We start from the raw sequence: 21,939 nt of genomic DNA on the forward strand, positions 1-21,939 counted from the left end.
AAGCCTGCTTTGTCGCAGGGGCAGCGCCCCCAGTTCCGCCACAGCTATCGCACCGCTTCCAGCAAAGCATCCGCCATCCGACAATCCCGGATCACGTCAGCGCCACAACGGCGTGGTTTCAGCTCCGTATCCAGGCAGATCCGCGCCTCCTGAATCCGGCCCTGTTTGCAGGTGATGGTGATCTCCTCCCGCTTCAGCCCCGGATTGGCCTCCAGAAAGGCCTCCTCCACCACGCTCGCGGGCAGGCGCACGTCCCGGTTCAGGGATCGCAGCGCCTCGGGCCGGGTGATCTTGCCATAGGCCAGCCGCATCAGCGCAAAGTATTGCGCCGCCTCCAGACCGGTGCAGGTGCCGTGTTTCTTCCACTGGTGCCAGGCGACGCCGGGCGCGCCCATGATATCGGCCATCTCTGCCGTCATCGCGCGGGACGGCGGGCGTTTGGGGCTGTGACAGTAGGAGGGATAGCCGTCCTCATATTGCGGCCAGAGCCCGTGCAGCACCCAGCCAAAGGCCTTGTCGTCCTCACATTGCGGCGAGTTGCGCGCGTCTCCGGTCAGGGAACACCAGGTCGGGGACCAGCTGAGCGAGAGCAGGAGATAGTCGTAATCCCCCGGTTTCTCGCCCTCCGCCTGCGCGGGCAGGGCGAGGCAGAGCAGCAGGAGGGCGGCGAACCGTCTTAACATCTTCACTCTTTCCATATGCGTTTCGGCGCACTATATAGCCGCCAAGTTCCCCGACAACGGAAACCCGCACCGCAAGGTGCCGCCTGTCCCGGCAGGCGACGGGAAAGCCTTGTCCGGGCCATTGGATTCGAGAAGGAGACACGAGATGGGCAAACCGATCATGGCCAAGGCCACCGCCGTCTGGCTGGTGGACAACACGACCATCACCTTCAAGCAGATCGCCGATTTCACCGGCATGCATGAACTGGAAGTTCAGGGGATTGCGGACGGCGACGTCGCGGCAGGGGTCAAGGGATTCGACCCGATCGCGAACAATCAGCTGACCCAGGAAGACATCGACAAGGCCGAGAAGGACCCGCTGTTCAAACTGTCGCTGAAGTTCAACCCCGCCGCCGTGGGCGAGGAAAAGCGCCGCGGGCCGCGCTACACCCCGCTTTCCAAGCGGCAGGACCGGCCGAATGCGATTCTCTGGCTGGTGAAATTCCACCCGGAACTCAGCGACGGCCAGATCTCCAAGCTGGTCGGCACCACCAAGCCGACGATCCAGTCGATCCGCGAGCGGACCCACTGGAACATCGCCAACATGCAGCCGATCGACCCGGTCGCCCTGGGCCTGTGCAAACAGACCGAGTTGGACACCGCCGTGCAGAAGGCCGCTGCCAAGAAGGCCGCCGATGGCGAGGCCATTTCCGATGACGACCGCCGCAAGCTGCTCTCGACCGAGCAGTCGCTCGGCATGGAAGCGGAGCCGCGCATTCCGACGGCGATCGAGGGGCTGGAAACCTTCTCGCTCAACGATGACGATGAGACGGAAGAAGACGACGAGAACCTCGTGGATGCGGACAGCTTCTTCAATCTGCCCAACAGTTCCGACGACGACGAGGACGAGCAGCCCTGAGCTGACGCGTCTTGGGGATGATGAAAGCGCGGGCCAATCGGTCCGCGCTTTTGATTTGCGGTCCCGCGCGTCGCCACTTCGCCCTTTCCTTTGTGTTCCATCTGCACCACCGTTGGCGGCATTGATGGAGGCACCCCATGAAATACGCGGTGATCGGCGCGGGGATGATCGGATCGGCCGCGGCGCGGCACCTGGCGGCGGCGGGGCAGGACGTGACCCTGATCGGGCCGGGCGAGCCGGAGGATATTGCTGGGCACGAGGGCGTCTTTGCCTCGCATTATGACGAGGGGCGGATCACGCGGGGGCTGGATCCGATGCCCTTCTGGTCGCGGGCCTCCCGCGCGGCCATCGGCCGATACGGCGAGATCGAGCGCGCCTCGGGCCTGCGGTTCTATTCCGAGGTCGGCTGCCTGATGGCCGGACCGGAGGGATCGGAGAAAATGCGCGCGATTGACGAGGTTGCGGCACGCGATGCCCTGTCCTGCGAAAGGATCGACGGCGCGGCGCTGCGCGACCGCTTCCCCTTCTTCGCGTTCCCCGAGGGGTCCATCGGCCGGTTCGAGGCCATGGGCGCTGGCCATATCTCGCCCCGCGCGCTGGTGCAGGCACAGATCCGGATCGCCGTGTCGCAGGGGGCGGTTCATCTGGCCGAAGAGGTGACGGGCTTTGACGAGGGCGCACAGAATGTTGCCGTCAGGACCGACAGCCGAAGCCTTGTGTTCGATCGTGTGCTGCTGGCCACCGGCGGATTCTCCGAGGCGCTGATCGGGGATGCCCTGCCGATGGAGGTCTATGGCCGGACCGTCGCGCTCTTCGCTCTGGAGGCGGCGGAGGCGGAGCGTCTGCGCGCTATGCCCTCGCTCATCTGGCAGGACCCGGAGCGGGACAACCCCTATCTCCTGCCGCCGATCCGCTATCCCGACGGGCGGATGTACCTCAAGCTGGGCTATGATCCGGAGGATGTGTTGCTGTCCGATACGGCGGCGGTAAAGCAATGGTTCCGGTCGGAAGGGACGCCGGGCGCTGGGGATCTGATTGAGGGAATGATCCGCGACCGGATGCCGGGGCTGGAGATCGCGGGGCGCCATGTCGTGACCTGCGTGACCAGTTACACGCCCAACCAGCTGCCGCATCTCAAGGCGCTGTCGGACCGGGTGTTCACGGCGATAGGCGGGTGCGGGCGTGCGGCCAAGAACTCGGACGAGCTGGGGCGGCTCGGCGCGGTGATCCTGACCGGCGGGGCGTTGCCGGATTGGGCGGCGGAGGCGGGATAGAGTGCGGGGTGAGATGGGTGCGGAGCACCCATCCTACGGGTGGGGTTTGGTGTGACGATGGGTGCATAGCACCTATCCTACGGGGAAAAGCCCGATCCCAAGGCAAGGGTTAGAGCGTAGGATGGGTGCTCGGCACCCATCACCCCGCCACCTGCAAAACGATCTTGCCGATATGCTCCGAGGTCTCCATCCGGGCATGGGCCTTCGCGGCCTCCTCGAAAGGAAACTCGCTGTCCATCACCGGCGCAATCCGGCCCGTATCCAGCAGTGGCCAGACGTTCTCGCGCAGCCCCTCGGCGATCTCGGCCTTGGCGGCATCGGATTGCGGGCGCAGGGTCGATCCCGTCAGGGTCAGGCGTTTGGCCATGACCTGGGCGAAGTTCAGCTCCGACTTGGGCCCCCCGAGGAAGGCGATAAAGACCAGCCGCCCCTCCAGCGCCAGACAGGCGACATCGCGCGGGATGTAATCGCCGCCGACCATGTCGAGGATCAGGTTGGCGCCGCCCTCTGCCTTCAGGACCTTGACGAAATCCTCCTCGCGGTAGTTGATCGCGCGTTCGGCGCCCAGTTCCTCGCATTTGGCGCATTTCTCGGCGTTGCCGGCGGTGGCGAAGACCCGCGCGCCAAAGGCATTGGCCAGCTGTATCGCGGTCGTCCCGATGCCCGAGGAGCCGCCGTGGACCAGGAACCGCTCCCCAGCTTTTAACCCGCCGCGCATGAAAACGTTGGTCCAGACGGTGAAATAGGTCTCGGGCAGGCAGGCGGCCTCCTTCAGGCCCATGCCCTTGGGAATCGGCAGGCAGTGGGCGGCCGGGGTGGCCACATATTCCGCATAGCCGCCACCGGGCAGCAGGGCGCAGACCTGATCGCCGACCCTGGGCCAGCTGACCCCCTCGCCAACCTCGACCACCTCGCCAGAGGCCTCCAGCCCCGGCAGATCGGAGGCATCTGGCGGCGGCGCGTAGTTGCCCGCGCGTTGCAGGGCGTCGGGGCGGTTCACCCCGGCATAGGCGACCTTGATCACGACCTGCCCGGCCTTGGGGTCGGGTCGCGGGCGGGTGGTCGGTTTCAGAACCTCCGGCCCGCCGGGGGTGGTGATTTCGATCGCGCGCATATCGGTCATGGGGTCCTCCTTGGATCAGGTGGACTATCCGGCGCGGCGGGGGGAATGTCTACCGGGTCAGTGGCTGCGCCCGGGCAGGTCGTCGCGCCGACGCGGCGCACGGATCATGTTCAGCAGCGAGCCAGGGGCGGTCAGAACGCGGCCGAGCGGGCCGTTCGTGACCTTGGCCTTCACCTTTTCGAACTGCATCACATCGGCGATGCGCCGGTCCAGAAATTCCCATGTCGCGGCATTGTCATAGCTGTCATCGCCCAGCCAGAAGAGCAGGGTGGAGCCGATCACGCCCGACAGGGTCATCCGCTTGGTGTACCAGTTGTAATCCTCCGACGTGTCGCCAAGCGCGGTCCAGATCCTGTCGGCGGTCTGCCAGAGCATTTTGGCCCCCTCCGGCGCGTTAAGGGGCAGGATGTTCTGTGCGGTCGCGCGGCGCAGCGCCTCCTTGTCCTCGATCGCCTCGATTCGCAGTCGGACGGCATAAGCGACCTTTTCGGAATAGCGCATTTCGCTGAGGTCGGCGGCGGCAAAGGCCTCTGCCATGCGGTCATCGCCCCGATCATGCCAGGCGCGGGCCAGATCCCGGGCGCCGCGCGGGAAAAGCCCCCGGGCCACCACCGGATCAACGCCAGTATCGGCCAGCGCAGCCTGAAAGGCCTCCTCCGACCAGCCGTCAAAGACCACATGCATGAGGATCGCGTCGATCAACTTGTCCTGGGTTTCGGTCATATCGGCCTCCGTGCGGCATCCGTTACTGGACAGATAGGGCAAAACTGGCTATACGGCCACCTCCTGCAACTTACGCAACTCAAACTAGGAAGGTGGTGACAACCACATGCAGGTTAGTGTTCGCGACAACAATGTCGATCAGGCGCTCCGTGCCCTGAAGAAAAAGCTCCAGCGCGAAGGCGTGTTCCGTGAAATGAAGCTCAAGCAACATTTCGAGAAACCGTCCGTCAAGAAAGCGCGCGAGAAAGCCGAAGCGATCCGCCGTGCCCGCAAGCTGGCACGCAAAAAAGCGCAACGCGAAGGTCTTCTCTGAGGGCTTTGACGAACGCAAGTTCAAGCGACCCCCGTGGCCTGGCCCCGGGGGTTTGTTTTTGTCAGGAGGTCCGCCCGTGTCCCATAACGTCGTGTCCCGAAAATCCGATATCCGGTTCCTGCGCCTGACCGAGGTCGCGGGATGGAGATTGCCCTGCTGGGTGCGTTGAACCGCCTGGGCGCGGTTGCCACGGGCGAGATGGAGATCGACGAGGCGCGGTTCCTGAAGTTCCGGCTGGAGATGGCGGGCCCAGAGACTGGTCCGGTGGCCGCGGCCTGACAGGTGAAAGGCCGGAGCGGGGACAGTCGCTCCGGCCTTGCTGCTCTGTCAGGGTCTTGTGCGCCTGATGATCGGGATGCCCTGCCTCGGGACAGATCAATAGCTGTAGACGATGACCTTATGATGACCGTGGCGGGTCGAAACATGGCGCGGCGGGGTCGGTGTGTATCCGGAGACATGGCCGTGGGAGCGATGGTCGCGCGGCGTGTGCAGGCTGATCTCCTCGACATAGGCTTTGCCCGAGGTAAGGAAACTGTCTTGCGGGATCTTGCCCCAGTGCTTCAGCTCCTTCACCACGTGCTCCTTGCCGTGCGGCACCTTGCCCGCAACAACCGCGTAATAGCCGTTGGCAGCGCGGAAGATCGCGGCGTGGCCAAAGCCCTTCTTCTTCATCTGCCAGGCCTTGGCGCGGGCGTCGTCGACATAGGCCATGGAATAGACCTGGAGGAACCGGGACCCGTGCCAGTTGGTGGCCTGGGCGGTGTTGCCGACGAGGGCCGCCGTCAGGGTGACGGCAGCGGCGAGGGCGGTGATGGTGCGGCGGATGGTAATACGTGCCATTATGTCAATCCTTTCAATTCGGTGCCGGTGAACGGCAAACCGGGGTCCCTCCGGTCCCGCGGGTCTGGCGGATCCGGCTGGTGTTTGAGATGCGGGTCGTGAACGTCTGGGAATGACTTTAGCGGACGGCGCCGCGGGGGCCGAATGAACTATCCTGTCATGAAAGGCTTTGGGGGTCAGGTATTCCTGACCATCCAGCGGGTCGTGGCCTCTGCCAGGCGTTTGCCAAAGAGCGCGGCAGAGGCTTCGCAGCCCTCGGTCAGCCCCTTGGTATTGGCATTGACGGCGAGGCCCAGGAAGGTGCCCGAGAGGTTCAGCCCCTCGTTCTCCTTGAAGACGGGGGCGCCGATGACCTCCTGCCCGACCCAGATCATGCCGTGCTGCATGGCAAAGACATTGAGCGATTGCAGCGCGGCCAGCTTGTCGCCTGCGGTGTTGACCCCGGCGGTGAACGCCGCCGCGATCTTGTCGCGCCATTTCCGGTCCAGCCAGATGTCGTCGCCGGTCGCATCCATGAAGGCTTTGAACCCCGCCGCCGGCCCGCCCATGTAGGTGGGCGTGCCAAAGAGGATCGCATCGGCCCGTTCCAGCGTCGCCCAGTCCTCCGCCGTCATTTCCATGACGTCGATCATCGCGACCTCCTGCCCGGCCTGCTGCGCGGCGTCCGCGATCAGCGTGGTGCTGCGGGCGATGGCGCCGGAGCCGGAGAAATAGGCGATGGCGATCATGGGCGGTGCTCTCTCGTGATCAGATCGGCGGCTTTTTCGGCGATCATGATGGTGGGCGCGTTGGTGTTGCCGCTGGTGATCCTCGGCATGACAGAGGCATCGACCACCCGCAACCCGTCGATCCCCCGCATCCTGAGCGTCGGGTCCAGCGGCGCGGCCTCATCCGTGCCCATGCGCACCGTCCCTGTGGGATGGAAGATCGTCGTGCCGATGTCGCCGGCGGCCTGGGCCAGCTCCGCATCGCTCTGCGCGGTGATGCCCGGCTTCATCTCCTGCGGCTGGTAATGGGCGAGGGCAGGCTGGGCCATGATGTCCCGCACCTGTCGGATCGCGTCGATGGCGGTGCGCCGGTCCCCTTCGGTTGACAGATAGTTGGGGGCGATGCGCGGCGCCTCCCCCGGATCGGCGGAGGCGATATCGACCCGCCCCCGGCTCTCGGGCCGCAGGTTGCAGACCGAGGCGGTGATCGCCGGATACCGGTGCAGTGGCTGGCCGAATGCCTCCAGCGACAGGGGCTGCACGTGGTATTCCAGATCCGGCGTGGCGACATCCGGGCGCGACCGGGTGAAGGCCCCCAGTTGCGAGGGCGCCATCGACATCGGCCCCCGCCGACGAAAAGTGTAATCCATCCCGATCCGCATCTTGCCAAACAGCGTATTGGCCAGGGTGTTGAGCGTCTTCGCCCCGGTCAGCCGCCATGCACAGCGCAGTTGCAGGTGATCCTGCAGGTTGCCGCCGATCTCGGGCATGTCCGCCACGACCTCGATCCCATGCTCCCGCAGCAGCTCCGCCGGGCCAAGGCCGGAGAGTTGCAGGATCTGTGGCGAATTCACCGCCCCCGCCGACAGGATCACCTCGCGCCGCGCAGTAACCTGATGCAGCTGACCGTTGCGCCGGTATTCCACGCCGGTCACCCGGCGCCCCTCCATCAGCAGGCGGGTTGTGTGGGCATGGGTCTCCACCCGCAGGTTCGGGCCGGAATAGGTCCGGAGGAAGGCCTTCGCGGTGTTCATCCGCCAGCCGCCGCGCTGGTTCACCCGGAAATAGCCGACGCCCTCGTTATCCCCGGTGTTGAAGTCATCCGTCCGGGGCACCCCTGCCTGTTCCGCCGCCGAAATCCAGTCATCCAGCAGATCCCAATGCAGCCGCTGGTTCTCCACCCGCCATTCGCCGCCTACGCCATGCGCCTCCGACGGGCCCTCGACGTAATCCTCGGACTTTTTGAAGAAGGGCAGCACATCGTCCCAGCCCCATCCGGTCAGCCCCATCTGTCGCCAGCCGTCGTAATCCGCCGCCTGACCCCGCAGGTAGAGCATCCCGTTGATCGAGGAACAGCCGCCCAGCACCTTGCCGCGCGGATAAAGGATCGCGCGGCCGTTCAGCCCCGGCTCTTCGGCGGTGCGGTACATCCAGTCGGTGCGCGGGTTGCCGATGCAGTAGAGGTAACCCATGGGGATATGGACCCAGTGGTAATTGTCCCGCCCTCCGGCCTCCAGGATCAGGGTGCGGAACCCGGCCTCGGCCAGCCGTTTGGCCAGAACCCCCCCGGCGCTTCCCGCGCCCACGATGATGAAATCCCACTCCATGACAGTCCTCCCAGCCCCAACCTAGACCGGAAGCGCGGTGGTCTTGAAGACCGTGCGCAGGGCAAAGCTAGACTGCATCTGCTGTACGCCGGGCAGGCGGCTGAGGTGCTGGCGGTGGATGCGGGCGAAATCCTCGGTGCTGTCGGCCACGACCTTGAGGATGTAGTCGGCGGTCCCGGCCATCAGGTGGCATTCCAGGATCTCTGGCACGCGCTTCACCTCCGCCTCGAAAGCGTCGAGGATCTCATCCGCCTGGCCCTGCAGCTTGATCTCGACAAAGATGGTGGAAGGCAGGCCGATCTTGCGCGCATCCAAGAGCGCCACGTAATCCTTCACGATCCCCTCGGCCTCCAGCCGCTGCACCCGGCGGTGACAGGCGGAGGGCGAGAGGGCGACCTTCTCGCTCAGGTCGGCGTTGGAAATCCGGCCCTTCTTCTGGATCACGCGCAGGATCTTGCGGTCGATATCATCAAGGGTCATCGGGGTCCTCCCGGCCGTGGTCTGGCCGGAAGGATATTCGACAAACCCGCCTCATGGCGAGAGGATCCTGCGGCTATTCCCGGTCAGCTGCCGGATTTCAGTGAATCGCGGATCTCCAGCAGGACGTCCAGTTCGGTCGGGCCTGCCGGGGCCTCCTCCGCCGGAACGTCCTTGGGTTTTTCCATCTGCGATTTCACCTTGTTGACGTAGCGCACCAGCATGAAGACCACGAAGGCGATGATCAGGAAGTTGAAGACCGCCATGATGAAGGAGCCATAGGCAAAAACCGCCGCCCCGGCCTCGCGCGCGGCCTCCAGACTTTCGTAGGTCGACGCATCGCCGGAGAGCACCACGAAGTTGTTGGTGAAATCGACGCCGCCGGTAAAGAGGCCGACAATCGGGTTGATCAGGTCATCAACCATGGATTTCACGATGGCCGTGAAGGCCGCGCCGATGATGATACCAACAGCCATGTCCATGACATTGCCCTTGGCTATGAAGGCCTTGAATTCACTCAGCATTGCTTGCTTGTCCCTTACCTGTTCGTTACCGCGGCGCTTTGTGCGTCCGTGCATGTCCAATACCATGAATGCGCGCAGAAGCAGGACTGTTTTCTAAGGTGCCCCAAGGGTAAGCTTCCCCCAGTCCAACAGGAGTTTACCCATGTTCCCCGATGATTTCCCGATCACCAAACGCTGGCCCGCCAAGGACCCCTCGGTCATCCAGCTTTATGCCTTCCCGACACCGAACGGGGTGAAGGCCTCGATCATGCTCGAAGAAACCGGGCTGGCTTATGAGCCGCATCTCGTCACCCTGTCGGATGCGGATGTGAAAAGCCCCGAGTTCCTCTCGCTCAACCCCAACAACAAGATCCCCGCGATCATCGACCCGAACGGGCCGGATGGCGCGCCGATCGGCCTGTTTGAAAGCGGGGCTATCCTGATCTATCTAGCTGAAAAGTCAGGCAAGTTCCTGGGCACCAACGCCACAGACCGGGCCCGGATCATCCAGTGGCTGATGTTCCAGATGGGCGGAGTGGGGCCGATGTTCGGCCAGCTCGGCTTCTTCTACAAATTCGCCGGGGCGGATATCGAAGACCCCCGCCCGCGCGAGCGTTACATCAACGAGGCCAAGCGCCTGCTGGCCGTGCTGGACGGCGAGCTGGAGGGCAAGGAGTGGATCGCGGGCAACTATTCCATCGCCGATATCGCGCTCTGCCCCTGGATCAACGCGCTCGGGTTCTACGGCGCGAAGGATGTCGTCGGATACAACGACCTCAAGAACGTGCCCGCCTGGATCGAACGGTTCTACGCCCGCCCCGCGGTAGAGAAGGGCAAGAACATCCCCGACCGCAACGGCTGATCCTCAGCCTGGCAGCTGTCCTGTCAGCACATAGCGCAGGATATCCGCCACCTGCTGCGGCGTTTCGGTCACCGCCAGCGCCGCAGCATCGACCTCCTTCAGCGCGTGCTGATGGTCGGCCCCGTGCATCACGATCAGCGACTTGCCAAGCGCTGCGGCATAGCCCGCGTCAAAGGCCGCGTTCCACTGTTTGTACTTCTCGCCAAACCGCACGACGACCACATCCGCCACCTCGATGGCGTTGCGGGTGCGGATGGCGTTGACCTTGGCGCCCTTGTGGTCGTGCCAGAACTTGTCGGGCTCCGCGCCCAGGATCGCGACACCGCAATCGTCGCTGGCCGCGTGATCGGTCACCGGCGCGTCAAAGACCACGTTCAGCCCCTCGCAGGCTGCCTCGATCTCGTCGCGCCAGGCGGTGTGAATTTCGCCGGACAGATAGACCCGCATCGCATTCCTCCTTCAAAACGACAGGGGGCGACGCGCGCCCCCTGCTTCATCTTTCCAAAAATACTCGCGCCGCAGGCAGGCGCAACCGCTCCGCCCGCGCGCCGTTACAGCGTAATGCGATAGAGCGCGAAGCCGCCCTCACCCTCGCCCGCAGGCTCGATCGTCACCCCCGGCACGGACCCGGCATATTGCTTGCCGCCCGGCCCGGTTTCGAACAGCACCGTGGTGCCGTCCATCGGCGCAAAGGTCCAGTTGCCGTCGGCGGCCGGGCTGATCGTGCCCTTCTCGACGATGTAGCGGACGATGATGTCGCGGTTGGTGTCCGGCCCTTCAAAGATCACCGTGTCGCCCATGGCCCCGGGGAAGGCCCCGCCGCCGGAGGCCCGGTAATTGTTGGTGGCCACGACGAAATCCATGTCGTCGGTCACCGGCTTGCCGTCGAACATCAGGTCCACGATCCGGCTCTCGTCGCTGATCTTCTCGCCGTCGCGGTTGAACATCATCGGTTTGGAGAGGTCGATCTTGTAGCTCACCCCATCCATGACGTCGAAGTTGTAGGACGGGAACTCGGGGTTCAGCAGCACCGCATCGGTCGCGCCGGGCTCCACCTGGTTGAACATGCCGGCCGAGCGATCGAGCCAGCCACGCAGCTGCGCGCCGTTGATCTTCACGGCGCGGATCGTGTTGGGGTAGAGGTAAAGGTCGGCGACGTTCTTGATCGCGACCGGGCCGACCGGCACTTCGGTGTAATACTCCGGACCACCCCGGCCCCCGGCCTTGAAGGGCGCCCCGGCCGAAAGGATCGGCAGGGCTTCCCATTCGGTGCCCTTCATCATCTCTTCGATGTACCACTTCTGCGCATTGGTCACGACCTGGACCGAGGGGTCGTCGGCCACCAGCGCGAAATAAGAGTGCAGCGGCGTGTCGGTGTTGCCGACGGCGGTGCGCACGTAGTTCAGCGTCTCCTCATGCTCTTTCTGCACGGCGGCCAGGACGGTCGGCACGCTCTCGACCAGGGCGGTGATCGACCGGTCCTCGTTCCGCTTGGAGATCGGGCGGGTGGCGGCCTCATGCATCAGCACGCGCCATTCCGACCCGTCCTTCTCCAGCATCAGGTCGATCACGCCCAGGTGCGACCCCCAGAAACCGCCCATGACGGCGGGCTTACCGTGGATCGTGCCCTTCTCGGCGTCGACACCGGCGTAATCGGCGTATTTGGCCGAAGGAAAGACCAGATGCGAATGGCCGGTCATCAGCGCGTCGATTCCCTCGACCTCCGCCAGCGGGACGGAGGCGTTTTCCATCCCGTCTTCGGCCTTCGCCGACCCGATGCCGGAGTGCGAGAGCGCGATGATGATGTCGGCCCCCGCTTCCTTCATCTGGGGCACCCAGGCCTTGGCGGTCTCGACGATATCCCGCGCCTCGACATTGCCTTCCAGGTGCTTGCGGTCCCAGTTCATGACCTGCGGCGGCACGAAGCCGATGATGCCAACCTTGATCGGATGTTCGACACCGTCGCCATCCGTGACCACGCGGTCCAGCAGGACATAGGGTTTCAGCAGGGTCTCGTCCTTGGTCGGATCGGCGCCCTTTGTCTTGGCGATATTGGCCGAGACAACGGGGAAGGTCGCACCGGCCAGCGATTTCTCCAGAAAGCTCAGACCGTAGTTGAATTCGTGGTTGCCAAGGGTCGAGGCGTCGAAGCCAAGCGTGTTCATCGCCGCGATCACCGGGTGCATGTCGCCCTCCTTCATGCCCCGCTCATAGGCGATGTAGTCGCCCATGGGGTTGCCCTGCAGGAAGTCGCCGTTGTCGATCAGCATCGAGTTTGACGCCTCCGCCCGGATGTCGGCGATATGGGCGGCGGTCCGGGCCAGGCCGACGGTGTCGTCCTCGCGGTCCGAATAGTAGTTGTAGGGGAAGACATGGACGTGCAGGTCCGTGGTTTCCATGATCCGCAGGTGCACCTGGCTGCCCGCCGCGCGGGCCGAGAAGGGGTGCAGCGCGATGAGGGACGCGCCTGCGGTTCCGGCAAGAAAATGTCGGCGGGACAAAGTGATGGGGGACTTGGGGGTCATGGTCTTCTCCTGATTCTATCGGGGGGGACGGTGTCATCTTACCATGACAGTTGCGCTACAGTTCGCGCCCGTCACGACCTGATCTTGCGTCATCCGCGACGCGATGCGGCGCCGGGACGGCGGCGGGCGAAGGGCATTGCGCTGGCGGCGGTCCCGGGGCAGGTTCCCCCGGATGACACGAGAGGGAGGCGGCGGATCATGCGCCATGCGGAAGAGGTGACATTCGGGGGATCGGGGCTGGACCGTGCGGCGGAGCTGCGCGACCAGGAAGAGGTGCTGCAGGCCGCGCGCCGCGATCCGACCTCGGACTGTCTGCTTCTGTGGCGCGGCTTCTTGCTGATGGCGGGGGAAAATGCGCTGGCCCGTCTGCCGATGGATCATCCGGTGCTGCAGGGGCGGGACAAGCTGCCGGTCCTGCTGGGCCGCGAGGCGGAGGGTCTGGTCTTTGCGCAGGACATCTCCGAATGGAATCCGCCGGATGCGGTCGCGGACATGGGACCCGGCCGTCCGCAACAGGCCCCCCTGCCGAAACACCCTGAGGTGGAGGACGCCTATCATTTCGGCGATCTGCGCGGGGTGATGGGGCGGCTGAACCGGCGGGATGCGGAACTCGCCGCCTCGGCCCGGGCGCTCTACAGCTGGCATGCCACGCATCAGTTCTGCTCCCGCTGCGGCAAGCCGAGCGAGGTGAGCATGGCCGGCTGGCAGCGCACCTGCCCCAGTTGCGGCGGACAGCATTTCCCGCGCACGGACCCGGTGGTGATCATGCTGGTCACCCATGGCAACGACCTGTTGCTGGGCCGTTCGCCCGGCTGGCCCGACCGGATGTGGTCGCTGCTGGCCGGCTTTGTCGAGCCGGGCGAGACGATCGAGGCCGCGGTGCGCCGCGAGGTGATGGAGGAAACCCGGGTGCCCGTCGGGCCGGTAGAGTACCTGTCGAGCCAGCCCTGGGCCTTCCCGAACTCGCTGATGTTCGGCTGCTGGGGCGAGGCGACGGGCCGCGACATCGTCATCGACCCGAAGGAGCTTGACGGGGCGATGTGGGTCTCGCGCGAGGATATGGTGGATGTGCTGGCAGGCACCCATCCCGATATCCGCCCGCTGCGGCAGGGCGCGATTGCCGAATTCCTCATCCGGAACTGGGTTGCGGATACACTTGATTGAGATTTCCTTGTAGATTGTCTGCGAGGGTCACCCGAGGGGCCGGGTGCGGGCAGGAAAACGGATAAAGGGCAGGTATCATGAAATTCTCCACGCGCAGCGACGTCGACGCGCCGATCGGTCATGTCTTTGATCAGGTGACGGATTTCGCCAGTTTCGAACGCGCGGCCATGCGGCGGGGGGCCAAGGTGCGGCGGGTGGATACGCAGGATCTGCGCGGCCCCGGCATGTGCTGGGAAGCCAGCTTCCCCTTCCGCGGCAAGACCCGCGAATTCCAGATCGACCTGGAGGATTACGAAGCGCCCACGCACCTTGCCGCTGCGGCCAAGAGCAGCGGGGTCTCCGTCTTCTGCGATGTCGAACTGATCGAACTCTCGCCCAGAAAGACCCGGATGCGGATCAGTATCGACGTGAAGCCCAAGACCCTGTCGGCCCGGGTGCTGGTCCAGTCGATGAAGCTGGCGAAGGGCACGATCGAACGGCGGTTCTCGGCCCGCGTGGCGGACTATGCCAAGGATCTGAGCGAGGGCTACGCAAAGGCCGCGCGGGCCTGACTTTGGGCCTGAGCCCGGGGGTCAGTGCCTTTGGGCGGCGGCCGGGTAGACGCCCAGTATCTCGAACATCGAGGTGAAGAAGCGCAGCTCCTCAAAGGCCAGCTTGACGTTCGGATCCTCCGGGTGCCCCTCGATATCGGCGTAGAACTGCGTCGCGGTGAAGCGGCCGCCGACCATGTAGCTTTCCAGCTTGGTCATGTTCACGCCGTTGGTCGCAAAGCCGCCCATGGCCTTATACAACGCGGCGGGGATATTTCGGACCTCGAAGACGAAGGTGGTGATCATGCCGTCGTCGCCGCCCCGGCGCTTGTGGTTAGGTTCGCGCGACATGACGAGGAAACGGGTGGTGTTGTGGCCGTGATCCTCGATGTCGCGGGCCAGGACGTTCAGCCCGTGGATCTCCGCCGCGATTTCGCTGGCCAGGACGCCCTCATCGCGGTGGCCGCTTTCCGACAGCTCCAGCGCCGCGCCCGCGCTGTCGGCGGCACTTTCGGCCTTGATCGCATGTTTTTTCAGAAATTCCGCCGCCTGCGGGATCAGGACCAGATGCGCGCGGACCTTGCCGATGTCCTTCAGCTTGACGCCGGGCAGGGCCATCAGGCTGATGCGGACGCGCACGAAGGCTTCGTCAATGATGTGCAACCCGCTTTTGGGCAGCAGCGAATGGATGTCGGCAACCCGGCCGTAGGTCGAATTTTCCACTGGCAGCATGGCCAGTTCCGCCGTGCCGTCCAGCACCGCGTCGATGCATTCCTCGAAGGTGCGGCAGGGCAGCGGATCGTGATCCGGGCGGGCCTCGCGGCATGCTTCGTGGGAATAGGCGCCAAGTTCGCCCTGGAACGCGATCAGCGGTTTCGACATGCTCTTTCCTTCCGCGCCCGGGGGATCGGGCGAATGGTCGCGGTAAGTACACCTTGCGTAGGGGGAGGGGAAGCATATAGATACGCGCCGAACAAGTGACGAAACATCAGGGACGCGGCATCTTATGTTCGATACCATGACCATCACCAAGGCTGGCGGGGCGCTGTGCGGCGCGCTCCTGATTTTCTTGCTGGGCAACTGGGTTGCCGAAACGCTCTACGCCACCGGCGGGGGCCATGGCGAAGATCATGCGCAGGCCTATGTGATCGACACGGGCGAGTCGGAAGATGCCGGCGCGGCCGAGGAAGAGGGCCCGGATTTCGCGACGCTTCTGGCCAGCGCCAATGTCGACGACGGCTCCAAGGTCTTTGGCAAGTGCAAGGCCTGCCACAAAATCGACGGCTCCAACGCGACCGGCCCGCACCTCGACGGTGTGGTGGACCGGGCCGTGGGCGCTGTGGACGGCTACTCCTACTCCGGTGCGATGGCCGCTGTCTTCGAAACCTGGACACCGGAAAACCTGAACGCCTTCCTGGAAAACCCCAAAGGTGCGGCGCCGGGCACGAAGATGTCCTTCTCCGGCCTCAAGAAGGCAGAGGACCGCGCCAACCTGGTCGCCTATCTCCAGTCGCTCGGCGGCTGAGGGGACACCGGACGGATTACCAGAGGGCCGCGGTCGATGGACCGCGGCCCTTTTCCTTTGCGTGAGGGGGTCTTCACGCAGGTTTCACGCATTCTCAACTTGAACATGGTCACGGCGGACAAGTAGCCTATTTCGACAAGGACAGCCTTGCATCCGATTACAGGAGAACCGAATGCGCCGCGCAGCTTCCCGCAGTCACAGTCACACCATCGCCCGGACCCGGCCTTTCAGGCAGGCGGGGGCGCTGGCGCTTGGCGTGCTGATCGTCGCCGCCGGGGCGACCCTGGCGCGGGGCGAAAGCCACGGCGAGATGACCAAGGGCGAGGCCATCATCAAGTCCCACGGCTTCAACTACTATGGCGAGCTGGACTACCCCCCGGGGTTCGAGCGGATGGCCTATGTGAACCCGGATGCGCCCAAGGGCGGCACCTTTGCCATCGACGCCTCCGGCACCTTCGACAGCATGAACCCCTACAGCCGCAAGGGCCGGGCCGGGGCGCTGTCCTCGATGATGTATGAATCGCTGCTGGATCCGAATGCGCCGGCCGATGAATACGGGTCGCAATACTGCCTGCTGTGCGAAAGCCTGGAATATGACGAGGGCAAGACCTGGGTCATCTTCCACATGCGCAAGGATGCCAAGTTCTCCGACGGCACGCCCGTGACCGCGCATGACGTGGTCTTCTCTCACGAGTTGCTGCTGGAACAGGGGCTGCCCTCCTACGCCCGCGCGGTCAGCCAGCGGATCACCGGGGCCGAGGTGATCGACGATTACACGGTGAAATTCACCTTTGCCGAAGACATCCCGCGCCGGTCGCTGATCGACCAGGCGGGCGGCGTCTCGGTCTGGTCGAAGAAGTGGTTCGAGGAAACCGGCGCCCGTCTGGACGAGCCGCGGATGGAAACCTCGCCCGGCTCCGGCCCCTACGTGATTGACAGCTACGACATCAACCGCCGCATCACCTACAAGCGGAACCCGGAGTATTGGGGCAAGGACCTGCCTATCAACACCGGTCGCCATAACTACGACGAGATCCGGGTGGAATATTTCGCCGATGAAACCGCCGCCTTCGAGGCCTTCAAGGCGGGCGAATACACCTTCCGCGAGGAAACGAATTCCAAGCAATGGGCGACGGGATACAATTTCCCGGCCGTCGACAAGGGCCATGTGAAGCTGGAGTCGATCCCCGACGGCAACCCCCCGACCAACGTCGGCTTTGTCTTCAACCTTGGCCGCGAGGTGCTGCAGGACAAGCGCGTGCGCGAGGCGCTGGCCCTGGGCTACAACTTCGAATGGACGAACGAGAGCCTGCAGTTCGGCCTCTTTGAGCAGCGCCACTCCTTCTTTCAGGACACCGTGCAGGAGGCCAAGGGCTTGCCCGAGGGGCGCGAGCTGGAGATCCTGAAATCCCTGGGCGATCTGGTGCCCGAGGCCGTGCTGACCGAACCGGCGCGCATGGCGCATTCCAGTTCGCCGACCCGGGTGCTGGACCGCGGCAACCTGCGCGCGGCGATGAAGCTGCTGGACGAGGCGGGCTGGGCTGTCGGATCGGACGGGGTGCGCCGGAACGACGCGGGCGAGACGCTGGATATCGTCATCCCGATCAATTCCTCCGGCTCGCCGACCCTGGAAAGCATGGTGCAGACCTATGTCCAGAACCTGCAGCAGATGGGCGTCCGGGCGGAAATGCAAAAGGTCGACCCCAGCCAGTACACCCTGCGGCAGCGCGAACGGGATTACGACATCCTCTTCTCCGGCTACCGGACCTTTGTCGGAGCGGGCACGGGTCTTTATCAGCTCTACGGATCCGAGAACGCGGATGTCAGCCTGTTCAACCCCGCCGGCCTTGCCAGCCCGCTGGTCGATGCGCTGATCCAGACAGCGCTGGAGGCCGAGGAGACGGAAACCGAAACCGCCGCCCTGACCGCGCTGGACCGGGTTCTGCGGCATGAATTCTTCATGGCCCCCGCCTATTACAAGGCGGACAACTGGCTGGCCTATTTCGACATGTACCGCCACCCGGAGGAAATGCCCCCCTTCGCCGTGGGCCAGATGGATTTCTGGTGGGCCGACGCCGAGAGGGAAGCGGAGTTGAAAGCCGCCGGGGCCTTGAGGTAAGCCGCCCCCATGGGAGCTTATATTCTTCGACGCCTTCTGCTGGTGATCCCGACTCTTCTGGGGATCATGGTGATCAACTTCGCCCTTGTGCAATTCGTGCCGGGCGGCCCGATCGAGCAGATCATCGCGCAGCAGCAGGGGCAGGGGGATGTCTTCGGCTCCTTCGCCGGGTCGGGAAGCGATATGGGGCTGGAAAGCAATACCGGCGCCGCCGCGAACGAGGCCTATGCCGGGGCGCGGGGCCTGCCGCCCGAATTCATCGAACAGCTGGAGCGGGAGTTCGGCTTCGACAAGCCCCCGGTCGAACGCTTCCTCGTCATGATGGGCAACTATCTGACGCTGGATTTCGGCGAGAGCTATTTCCGCAAGGCCGACGTCATCGACCTGGTGATCGAACGCCTGCCGGTCTCGATCTCGCTTGGCCTCTGGTCGACGCTGATAGCCTATCTCATTTCCATCCCGCTCGGCATCCGCAAGGCGGTGCGCGACGGCTCGCGGTTTGACACATGGACCTCCGGGTTGATCATCGCGGCCTATGCGATCCCCGGGTTCCTCTTCGCGATCCTGCTGCTGGTGCTTTTTGCCGGCGGCTCCTACTGGCGGATCTTCCCGCTGCGCGGCCTGACCTCGGACAATTTCGATCAGCTGACGCTTCTGGGCCAGATCAAGGATTACATCTGGCACATCACCCTGCCGGTTCTGGCCTCGACCATCTCCTCCTTCGCGACGCTGACCCTGCTGACCAAGAACAGCTTCCTTGACGAGATCAAGAAACACTACGTGATGACCGCGCGGGCCAAGGGCCTGTCGGAACGCCGGGTCCTCTATGGCCATGTCTTCCGCAATGCCATGCTGATCGTCATCGCGGGCTTCCCGGCGGTCTTCATCGGCGTCTTCTTCGGCGGGTCGATCATCATCGAAACGCTCTTCTCTCTCGAAGGGCTGGGGCGGCTCGGTTACGAGGCCGCAGTGGCGCGGGATTATCCGATCATCTTCGGCTCGCTCTTCGTCTTCGGCCTGATCGGGCTGGTCGTCGGCATCCTGTCCGACCTGATGTATGTCTTCGTCGATCCGCGCATCGACTTTGAGCGGCGGGAGGGCTGACATGTCCGACAAGGACCCGATCGACGACGGCAACAGCCGAAACCCGACCGGCCGCCCGGATCGCGGGCGTGCGCCCGAACCCGAGGCGGGCTACGAGGACCACAATTCGCTCTGGCTGACAGGGCGTTTGGGGGGGGAGCCCGGGGCAACGATTGCGGGCAAGCAGGGCTATCTCTCGCCGCTCAACCAGCGCCGCTGGCGCAACTTCCGCCGCAACGGGCGCGCCTACTGGTCGCTGGTGATCTTTGCCATTCTCTTCGGCCTGTCGCTGTTCGCCGAATTCATCGCCAACGACAAACCGATGCTGGTGAAGTACCAGGGCGAATATTATTTCCCGGTATTCAAATTCTATCCCGAAACCACCTTTGGCGGGGATTTCCGGACAGAGGCGATCTATCGCGATCCGGAGGTCAAATGCCTGATCGAAACCGGCGGGCTGGACCTGTGTTTCGATGATCCAGAAGGCTATTTCGAGGACGCCCAGGACGGCGTGATCGAGGGCGAGGAGATCCAGAAGGGCTGGTCGCTCTGGCCCATCATCCCCTATTCCTACGACACCCCGGTGGAGCTGTCGGGCGCCGCCCCTCTGCCGCCGAATGTGCTGGGCAGCTACGTGGGCGAGGATGGCGAAAGCCACTGGGGCCTGCTGCCGGAGGATCAGCGCGGCTACAACCTGCTGGGCACCGACGACACCAAACGCGATGTGCTGGCCCGGGCGATCTACGGCTTCCGCCTGTCGATCCTCTTCACCATCCTGGTCACCACCTGCGCCTCGCTCATCGGCATTTTCGCGGGGGCGATCCAGGGGTTCTTCGGCGGGCTTTTGGACCTGATCTTCCAGCGGATCATCGAGATCTGGCAGGGCGTGCCGCAGCTTTACGTCATCATCATTCTCTTCGCGATCCTCGGGCGGGGCTTCTGGCTCCTGGTCTTCCTCATGATCGCCTTCGGCTGGACGGCCCTTGTCGGCGTGGTGCGCGCGGAATTCCTACGCGCGCGCAACCTCGAATACGTCCGCGCCGCCCGTGCGCTCGGCGTGTCGAACATGACCATCATGTTCCGCCACATGCTGCCGAACGCCATGGTCGCGACCCTCACCATGCTGCCCTTCATCGTGACCGGCACGATCGGCGCGCTCGCCTCGCTCGACTTCCTGGGCTACGGGCTGCCCTCCTCGGCTCCGTCCTTGGGCGAGATGACCCTTCAGGCCAAACAGAACCTTCAGGCGCCCTGGCTTGGCTTCACCGCCTTCTTCGTCTTCGCCCTGATGCTGTCGCTGCTGGTCTTCATCTTCGAAGGGGTGCGCGATGCCTTTGACCCGAGGAAGACGTTCCAATGATGCTGGATGTGAAAAACCTCAAGGTCTCCTTCAAACAGGACGGCCAGTTGATCCCGGCGGTCAAGGGCGTCTCCTTCCAGGTCGACAAGGGGGAAACCGTCGCGCTGGTCGGTGAATCCGGCTCTGGCAAATCCGTCTCCGCCCTCTCGACCGTGCAGCTCCTGGGCGACAATGCGCAGGTCGAAGGGTCGGTCACCTTCAAGGGGCAGGAGATGATCGGCGTCTCCCGCGCCCGGCTGCGCCAGGTCCGGGGCAACGACATCTCCTTCATCTTCCAGGAGCCGATGACCTCGCTCAACCCGCTCCACACGCTGGAAAAACAGCTGGCGGAGTCGATCGAACTGCACCAAGGCCTGCGCGGCGACGCGGTGCGCCAACGGATCGTCGAACTGCTGACCAGGGTCGGCATCCGCGACCCCGAAAGCCGCCTCGGCTCCTATCCGCATCAGCTGTCGGGCGGGCAGCGGCAGCGCGTGATGATCGCCATGGCGCTCGCCAACCGGCCCGAGCTGCTGATCGCGGACGAACCGACCACCGCGCTCGACGTCACGATCCAGGCGCAGATCCTCGACCTGCTGGCCGAACTGAAGGCGAGCGAGGGGATGGGGATGCTCTTCATCACCCACGACCTGAACATCGTGCGCCGCATCGCCGATAGGGTCTGCGTGATGAAGGACGGCGAGATCGTCGAGACCGGCGAGACAAAGGCGATCTTCGACAACCCGCAGCACCCCTACACGCAGACGCTCCTCGCCGCCCATGCCGCAGGCTCCCCCGACCCGGCGGCCGCGGACGCCCCCGTGGTGGCCGAAACCGACAAGCTGCGCATCTGGTTCCCGATCCAGCGCGGCCTCTTCAAGCGCACCGTCGGCCATGTGAAAGCCGTGAACGAGGCGACGATCCAGGTCCGCGCGGGCGAAACCCTCGGCATCGTGGGCGAATCGGGCTCGGGCAAGACGACCCTGGCCCTGGCGATCATGCGGCTGATCCGCTCCGAAGGTCAGGTGCAGTTCAACGGCGAAGACGTGCACGCCTGGTCCACCCGCGAATTGCGCAACAAACGCTCGGAGATGCAGATCGTCTTCCAGGATCCCTTCGGCTCCCTCTCCCCCCGGATGACGGCGATGCAGATCATCGCGGAGGGGCTGACGGTGCACAAACTGCCCTCCGATAAACCGGTGCGCGATCTGGTGGCGGAGGTGATGACAGAGGTCGGGCTGGACCCGGTGACCATGGACCGCTACCCGCATGAATTCTCCGGCGGCCAGCGTCAGCGTATCGCCATCGCCCGCGCCATGATCCTGCGGCCGAAGCTGGTGGTGCTGGACGAACCGACCTCCGCGCTGGACATGACGGTGCAGGTGCAGATCGTCGATCTGCTGCGTGATCTGCAAAAGAAATACGGGCTGGCCTACCTGTTTATCAGCCACGATCTCAACGTGGTTCGCGCCATGTCGCACCGCGTGATGGTGATGAAACAGGGCGATGTGGTGGAAATCGGCACGGCAGAGCAGATCTTCGACGCGCCGAGCCACCCCTATACGCAACAGCTGTTGTCAGCGGCGACGATGCACGCCTGACGGAAAAGGGCCCCCGAAAGGCCCCTCTTCATCTTTCCAGAAA

23 protein-coding genes are annotated in these 21,939 nt (G+C 64.4%); 12 read left to right on the forward strand and 11 right to left on the reverse strand.

Annotated elements, in window-relative coordinates; genetic code table 11:
- Positions 1 to 44: 44 nt before the first annotated feature.
- A complete protein-coding gene (locus tag ACFC2Y_RS16190; RefSeq protein ID WP_375175808.1) occupies positions 45 to 683 on the reverse strand; it encodes a ribonuclease T in 639 nt (212 codons plus the stop codon).
- Between the two features lie 145 nt (positions 684 to 828).
- On the opposite strand from ACFC2Y_RS16190, the gene ACFC2Y_RS16195 reads away from it, so the two are divergent.
- Both ACFC2Y_RS16195 and ACFC2Y_RS16200 read left to right on the forward strand, forming a co-directional pair.
- Entirely contained in the window at positions 829 to 1,581 is a 753-nt protein-coding gene (locus tag ACFC2Y_RS16195; RefSeq protein ID WP_375175807.1) for a DUF1013 domain-containing protein, read from the forward strand.
- Positions 1,582 to 1,718: 137 nt separating this feature from the next.
- A complete protein-coding gene (locus ACFC2Y_RS16200) occupies positions 1,719 to 2,855 on the forward strand; it encodes an NAD(P)/FAD-dependent oxidoreductase (protein WP_375175806.1) in 1,137 nt (378 codons plus the stop codon).
- A 139-nt stretch (positions 2,856 to 2,994) separates the two neighbouring features.
- On the opposite strand, the gene ACFC2Y_RS16205 is transcribed toward ACFC2Y_RS16200, so the two are convergent.
- Both ACFC2Y_RS16205 and ACFC2Y_RS16210 read right to left on the reverse strand, forming a co-directional pair.
- Positions 2,995 to 3,978 (reverse strand): NAD(P)H-quinone oxidoreductase, encoded by a 984-nt coding sequence (locus tag ACFC2Y_RS16205; RefSeq protein WP_375175805.1) that lies wholly within the window; start codon positions 3,976 to 3,978, stop codon positions 2,995 to 2,997.
- A gap of 57 nt (positions 3,979 to 4,035) precedes the next feature.
- The gene (locus ACFC2Y_RS16210) at positions 4,036 to 4,701 is read right to left on the reverse strand and encodes a COQ9 family protein (protein WP_375175804.1); all 666 of its coding nucleotides are present in this window, start codon (positions 4,699 to 4,701) and stop codon (positions 4,036 to 4,038) included.
- Between the two features lie 106 nt (positions 4,702 to 4,807).
- Between ACFC2Y_RS16210 and rpsU the strand changes: the two genes are divergently transcribed.
- Complete coding sequence (rpsU, locus tag ACFC2Y_RS16215; protein ID WP_009806335.1) at positions 4,808 to 5,014, forward strand: 30S ribosomal protein S21; 207 nt, start codon at positions 4,808 to 4,810, stop codon at positions 5,012 to 5,014.
- A gap of 141 nt (positions 5,015 to 5,155) precedes the next feature.
- Complete coding sequence (locus ACFC2Y_RS16220) at positions 5,156 to 5,293, forward strand: hypothetical protein (RefSeq protein ID WP_375175803.1); 138 nt, start codon at positions 5,156 to 5,158, stop codon at positions 5,291 to 5,293.
- A 96-nt stretch (positions 5,294 to 5,389) separates the two neighbouring features.
- Here the strand turns inward: ACFC2Y_RS16220 and ACFC2Y_RS16225 are convergent, their stop codons facing one another.
- The 5 genes from ACFC2Y_RS16225 to mscL form a co-directional block, all read right to left on the reverse strand.
- Positions 5,390 to 5,854, reverse strand: coding sequence for a hypothetical protein (locus ACFC2Y_RS16225; RefSeq protein WP_375175802.1), 465 nt, complete (start codon positions 5,852 to 5,854; stop codon positions 5,390 to 5,392).
- A 176-nt stretch (positions 5,855 to 6,030) separates the two neighbouring features.
- Positions 6,031 to 6,582 carry a flavodoxin family protein gene (locus ACFC2Y_RS16230; protein WP_375175801.1) on the reverse strand — a complete coding sequence of 184 codons (552 nt, stop codon included), beginning with the start codon at positions 6,580 to 6,582 and terminating at the stop codon, positions 6,031 to 6,033.
- Positions 6,579 to 8,168 carry a GMC family oxidoreductase gene (locus tag ACFC2Y_RS16235; protein ID WP_375175800.1) on the reverse strand — a complete coding sequence of 530 codons (1,590 nt, stop codon included), beginning with the start codon at positions 8,166 to 8,168 and terminating at the stop codon, positions 6,579 to 6,581. Before ACFC2Y_RS16235 ends, ACFC2Y_RS16230 begins: the two co-directional genes overlap by 4 nt.
- Positions 8,169 to 8,189: 21 nt before the next feature.
- The gene (locus tag ACFC2Y_RS16240) at positions 8,190 to 8,648 is read right to left on the reverse strand and encodes an Lrp/AsnC family transcriptional regulator (RefSeq protein ID WP_375175799.1); all 459 of its coding nucleotides are present in this window, start codon (positions 8,646 to 8,648) and stop codon (positions 8,190 to 8,192) included.
- Positions 8,649 to 8,731: 83 nt separating this feature from the next.
- Positions 8,732 to 9,169, reverse strand: coding sequence for a large conductance mechanosensitive channel protein MscL (mscL, locus tag ACFC2Y_RS16245; protein WP_375175798.1), 438 nt, complete (start codon positions 9,167 to 9,169; stop codon positions 8,732 to 8,734).
- A 142-nt stretch (positions 9,170 to 9,311) separates the two neighbouring features.
- Between mscL and ACFC2Y_RS16250 the strand changes: the two genes are divergently transcribed.
- Complete coding sequence (locus ACFC2Y_RS16250) at positions 9,312 to 10,010, forward strand: glutathione S-transferase N-terminal domain-containing protein (RefSeq protein WP_375175797.1); 699 nt, start codon at positions 9,312 to 9,314, stop codon at positions 10,008 to 10,010.
- A 3-nt stretch (positions 10,011 to 10,013) separates the two neighbouring features.
- On the opposite strand, the gene ACFC2Y_RS16255 is transcribed toward ACFC2Y_RS16250, so the two are convergent.
- Positions 10,014 to 10,457: a YtoQ family protein gene (locus tag ACFC2Y_RS16255; RefSeq protein ID WP_375175796.1), complete on the reverse strand. Its 444-nt coding sequence runs from the start codon at positions 10,455 to 10,457 to the stop codon at positions 10,014 to 10,016.
- A 104-nt stretch (positions 10,458 to 10,561) separates the two neighbouring features.
- A complete protein-coding gene (locus ACFC2Y_RS16260; protein WP_375175795.1) occupies positions 10,562 to 12,535 on the reverse strand; it encodes a bifunctional 2',3'-cyclic-nucleotide 2'-phosphodiesterase/3'-nucleotidase in 1,974 nt (657 codons plus the stop codon).
- 198 nt (positions 12,536 to 12,733) lie between these two features.
- On the opposite strand from ACFC2Y_RS16260, the gene nudC reads away from it, so the two are divergent.
- Positions 12,734 to 13,699: an NAD(+) diphosphatase gene (nudC, locus tag ACFC2Y_RS16265; RefSeq protein ID WP_375175794.1), complete on the forward strand. Its 966-nt coding sequence runs from the start codon at positions 12,734 to 12,736 to the stop codon at positions 13,697 to 13,699.
- Between the two features lie 77 nt (positions 13,700 to 13,776).
- Positions 13,777 to 14,250 carry an SRPBCC family protein gene (locus ACFC2Y_RS16270; RefSeq protein ID WP_375175793.1) on the forward strand — a complete coding sequence of 158 codons (474 nt, stop codon included), beginning with the start codon at positions 13,777 to 13,779 and terminating at the stop codon, positions 14,248 to 14,250.
- 21 nt (positions 14,251 to 14,271) lie between these two features.
- Here ACFC2Y_RS16270 and ACFC2Y_RS16275 read toward each other — a convergent pair whose 3' ends face one another.
- Complete coding sequence (locus ACFC2Y_RS16275) at positions 14,272 to 15,111, reverse strand: prephenate dehydratase (RefSeq protein WP_375175792.1); 840 nt, start codon at positions 15,109 to 15,111, stop codon at positions 14,272 to 14,274.
- Positions 15,112 to 15,235: 124 nt separating this feature from the next.
- Here ACFC2Y_RS16275 and ACFC2Y_RS16280 point away from each other — a divergent pair, with 124 nt between their 5' ends.
- The 5 genes from ACFC2Y_RS16280 to ACFC2Y_RS16300 all read left to right on the forward strand — a co-directional run bounded on the left by ACFC2Y_RS16280 (position 15,236) and on the right by ACFC2Y_RS16300 (position 21,896).
- Positions 15,236 to 15,754 carry a c-type cytochrome gene (locus ACFC2Y_RS16280; RefSeq protein WP_375175791.1) on the forward strand — a complete coding sequence of 173 codons (519 nt, stop codon included), beginning with the start codon at positions 15,236 to 15,238 and terminating at the stop codon, positions 15,752 to 15,754.
- 172 nt (positions 15,755 to 15,926) lie between these two features.
- Positions 15,927 to 17,873, forward strand: coding sequence for an extracellular solute-binding protein (locus ACFC2Y_RS16285; RefSeq protein WP_375175790.1), 1,947 nt, complete (start codon positions 15,927 to 15,929; stop codon positions 17,871 to 17,873).
- A gap of 9 nt (positions 17,874 to 17,882) precedes the next feature.
- A complete protein-coding gene (locus tag ACFC2Y_RS16290; protein WP_375175789.1) occupies positions 17,883 to 18,977 on the forward strand; it encodes a microcin C ABC transporter permease YejB in 1,095 nt (364 codons plus the stop codon).
- A 1-nt stretch (position 18,978) separates the two neighbouring features.
- A complete protein-coding gene (locus ACFC2Y_RS16295) occupies positions 18,979 to 20,316 on the forward strand; it encodes an ABC transporter permease (protein ID WP_375175788.1) in 1,338 nt (445 codons plus the stop codon).
- Complete coding sequence (locus tag ACFC2Y_RS16300; RefSeq protein ID WP_375175787.1) at positions 20,313 to 21,896, forward strand: ABC transporter ATP-binding protein; 1,584 nt, start codon at positions 20,313 to 20,315, stop codon at positions 21,894 to 21,896. The genes ACFC2Y_RS16295 and ACFC2Y_RS16300 overlap by 4 nt, the downstream gene beginning before the upstream one ends.
- Positions 21,897 to 21,939 lie beyond the last annotated feature (43 nt).

It is taken from the genome of Pseudooceanicola sp., from assembly GCF_041987405.1.
Lineage (GTDB): Bacteria > Pseudomonadota > Alphaproteobacteria > Rhodobacterales > Rhodobacteraceae > Pseudooceanicola.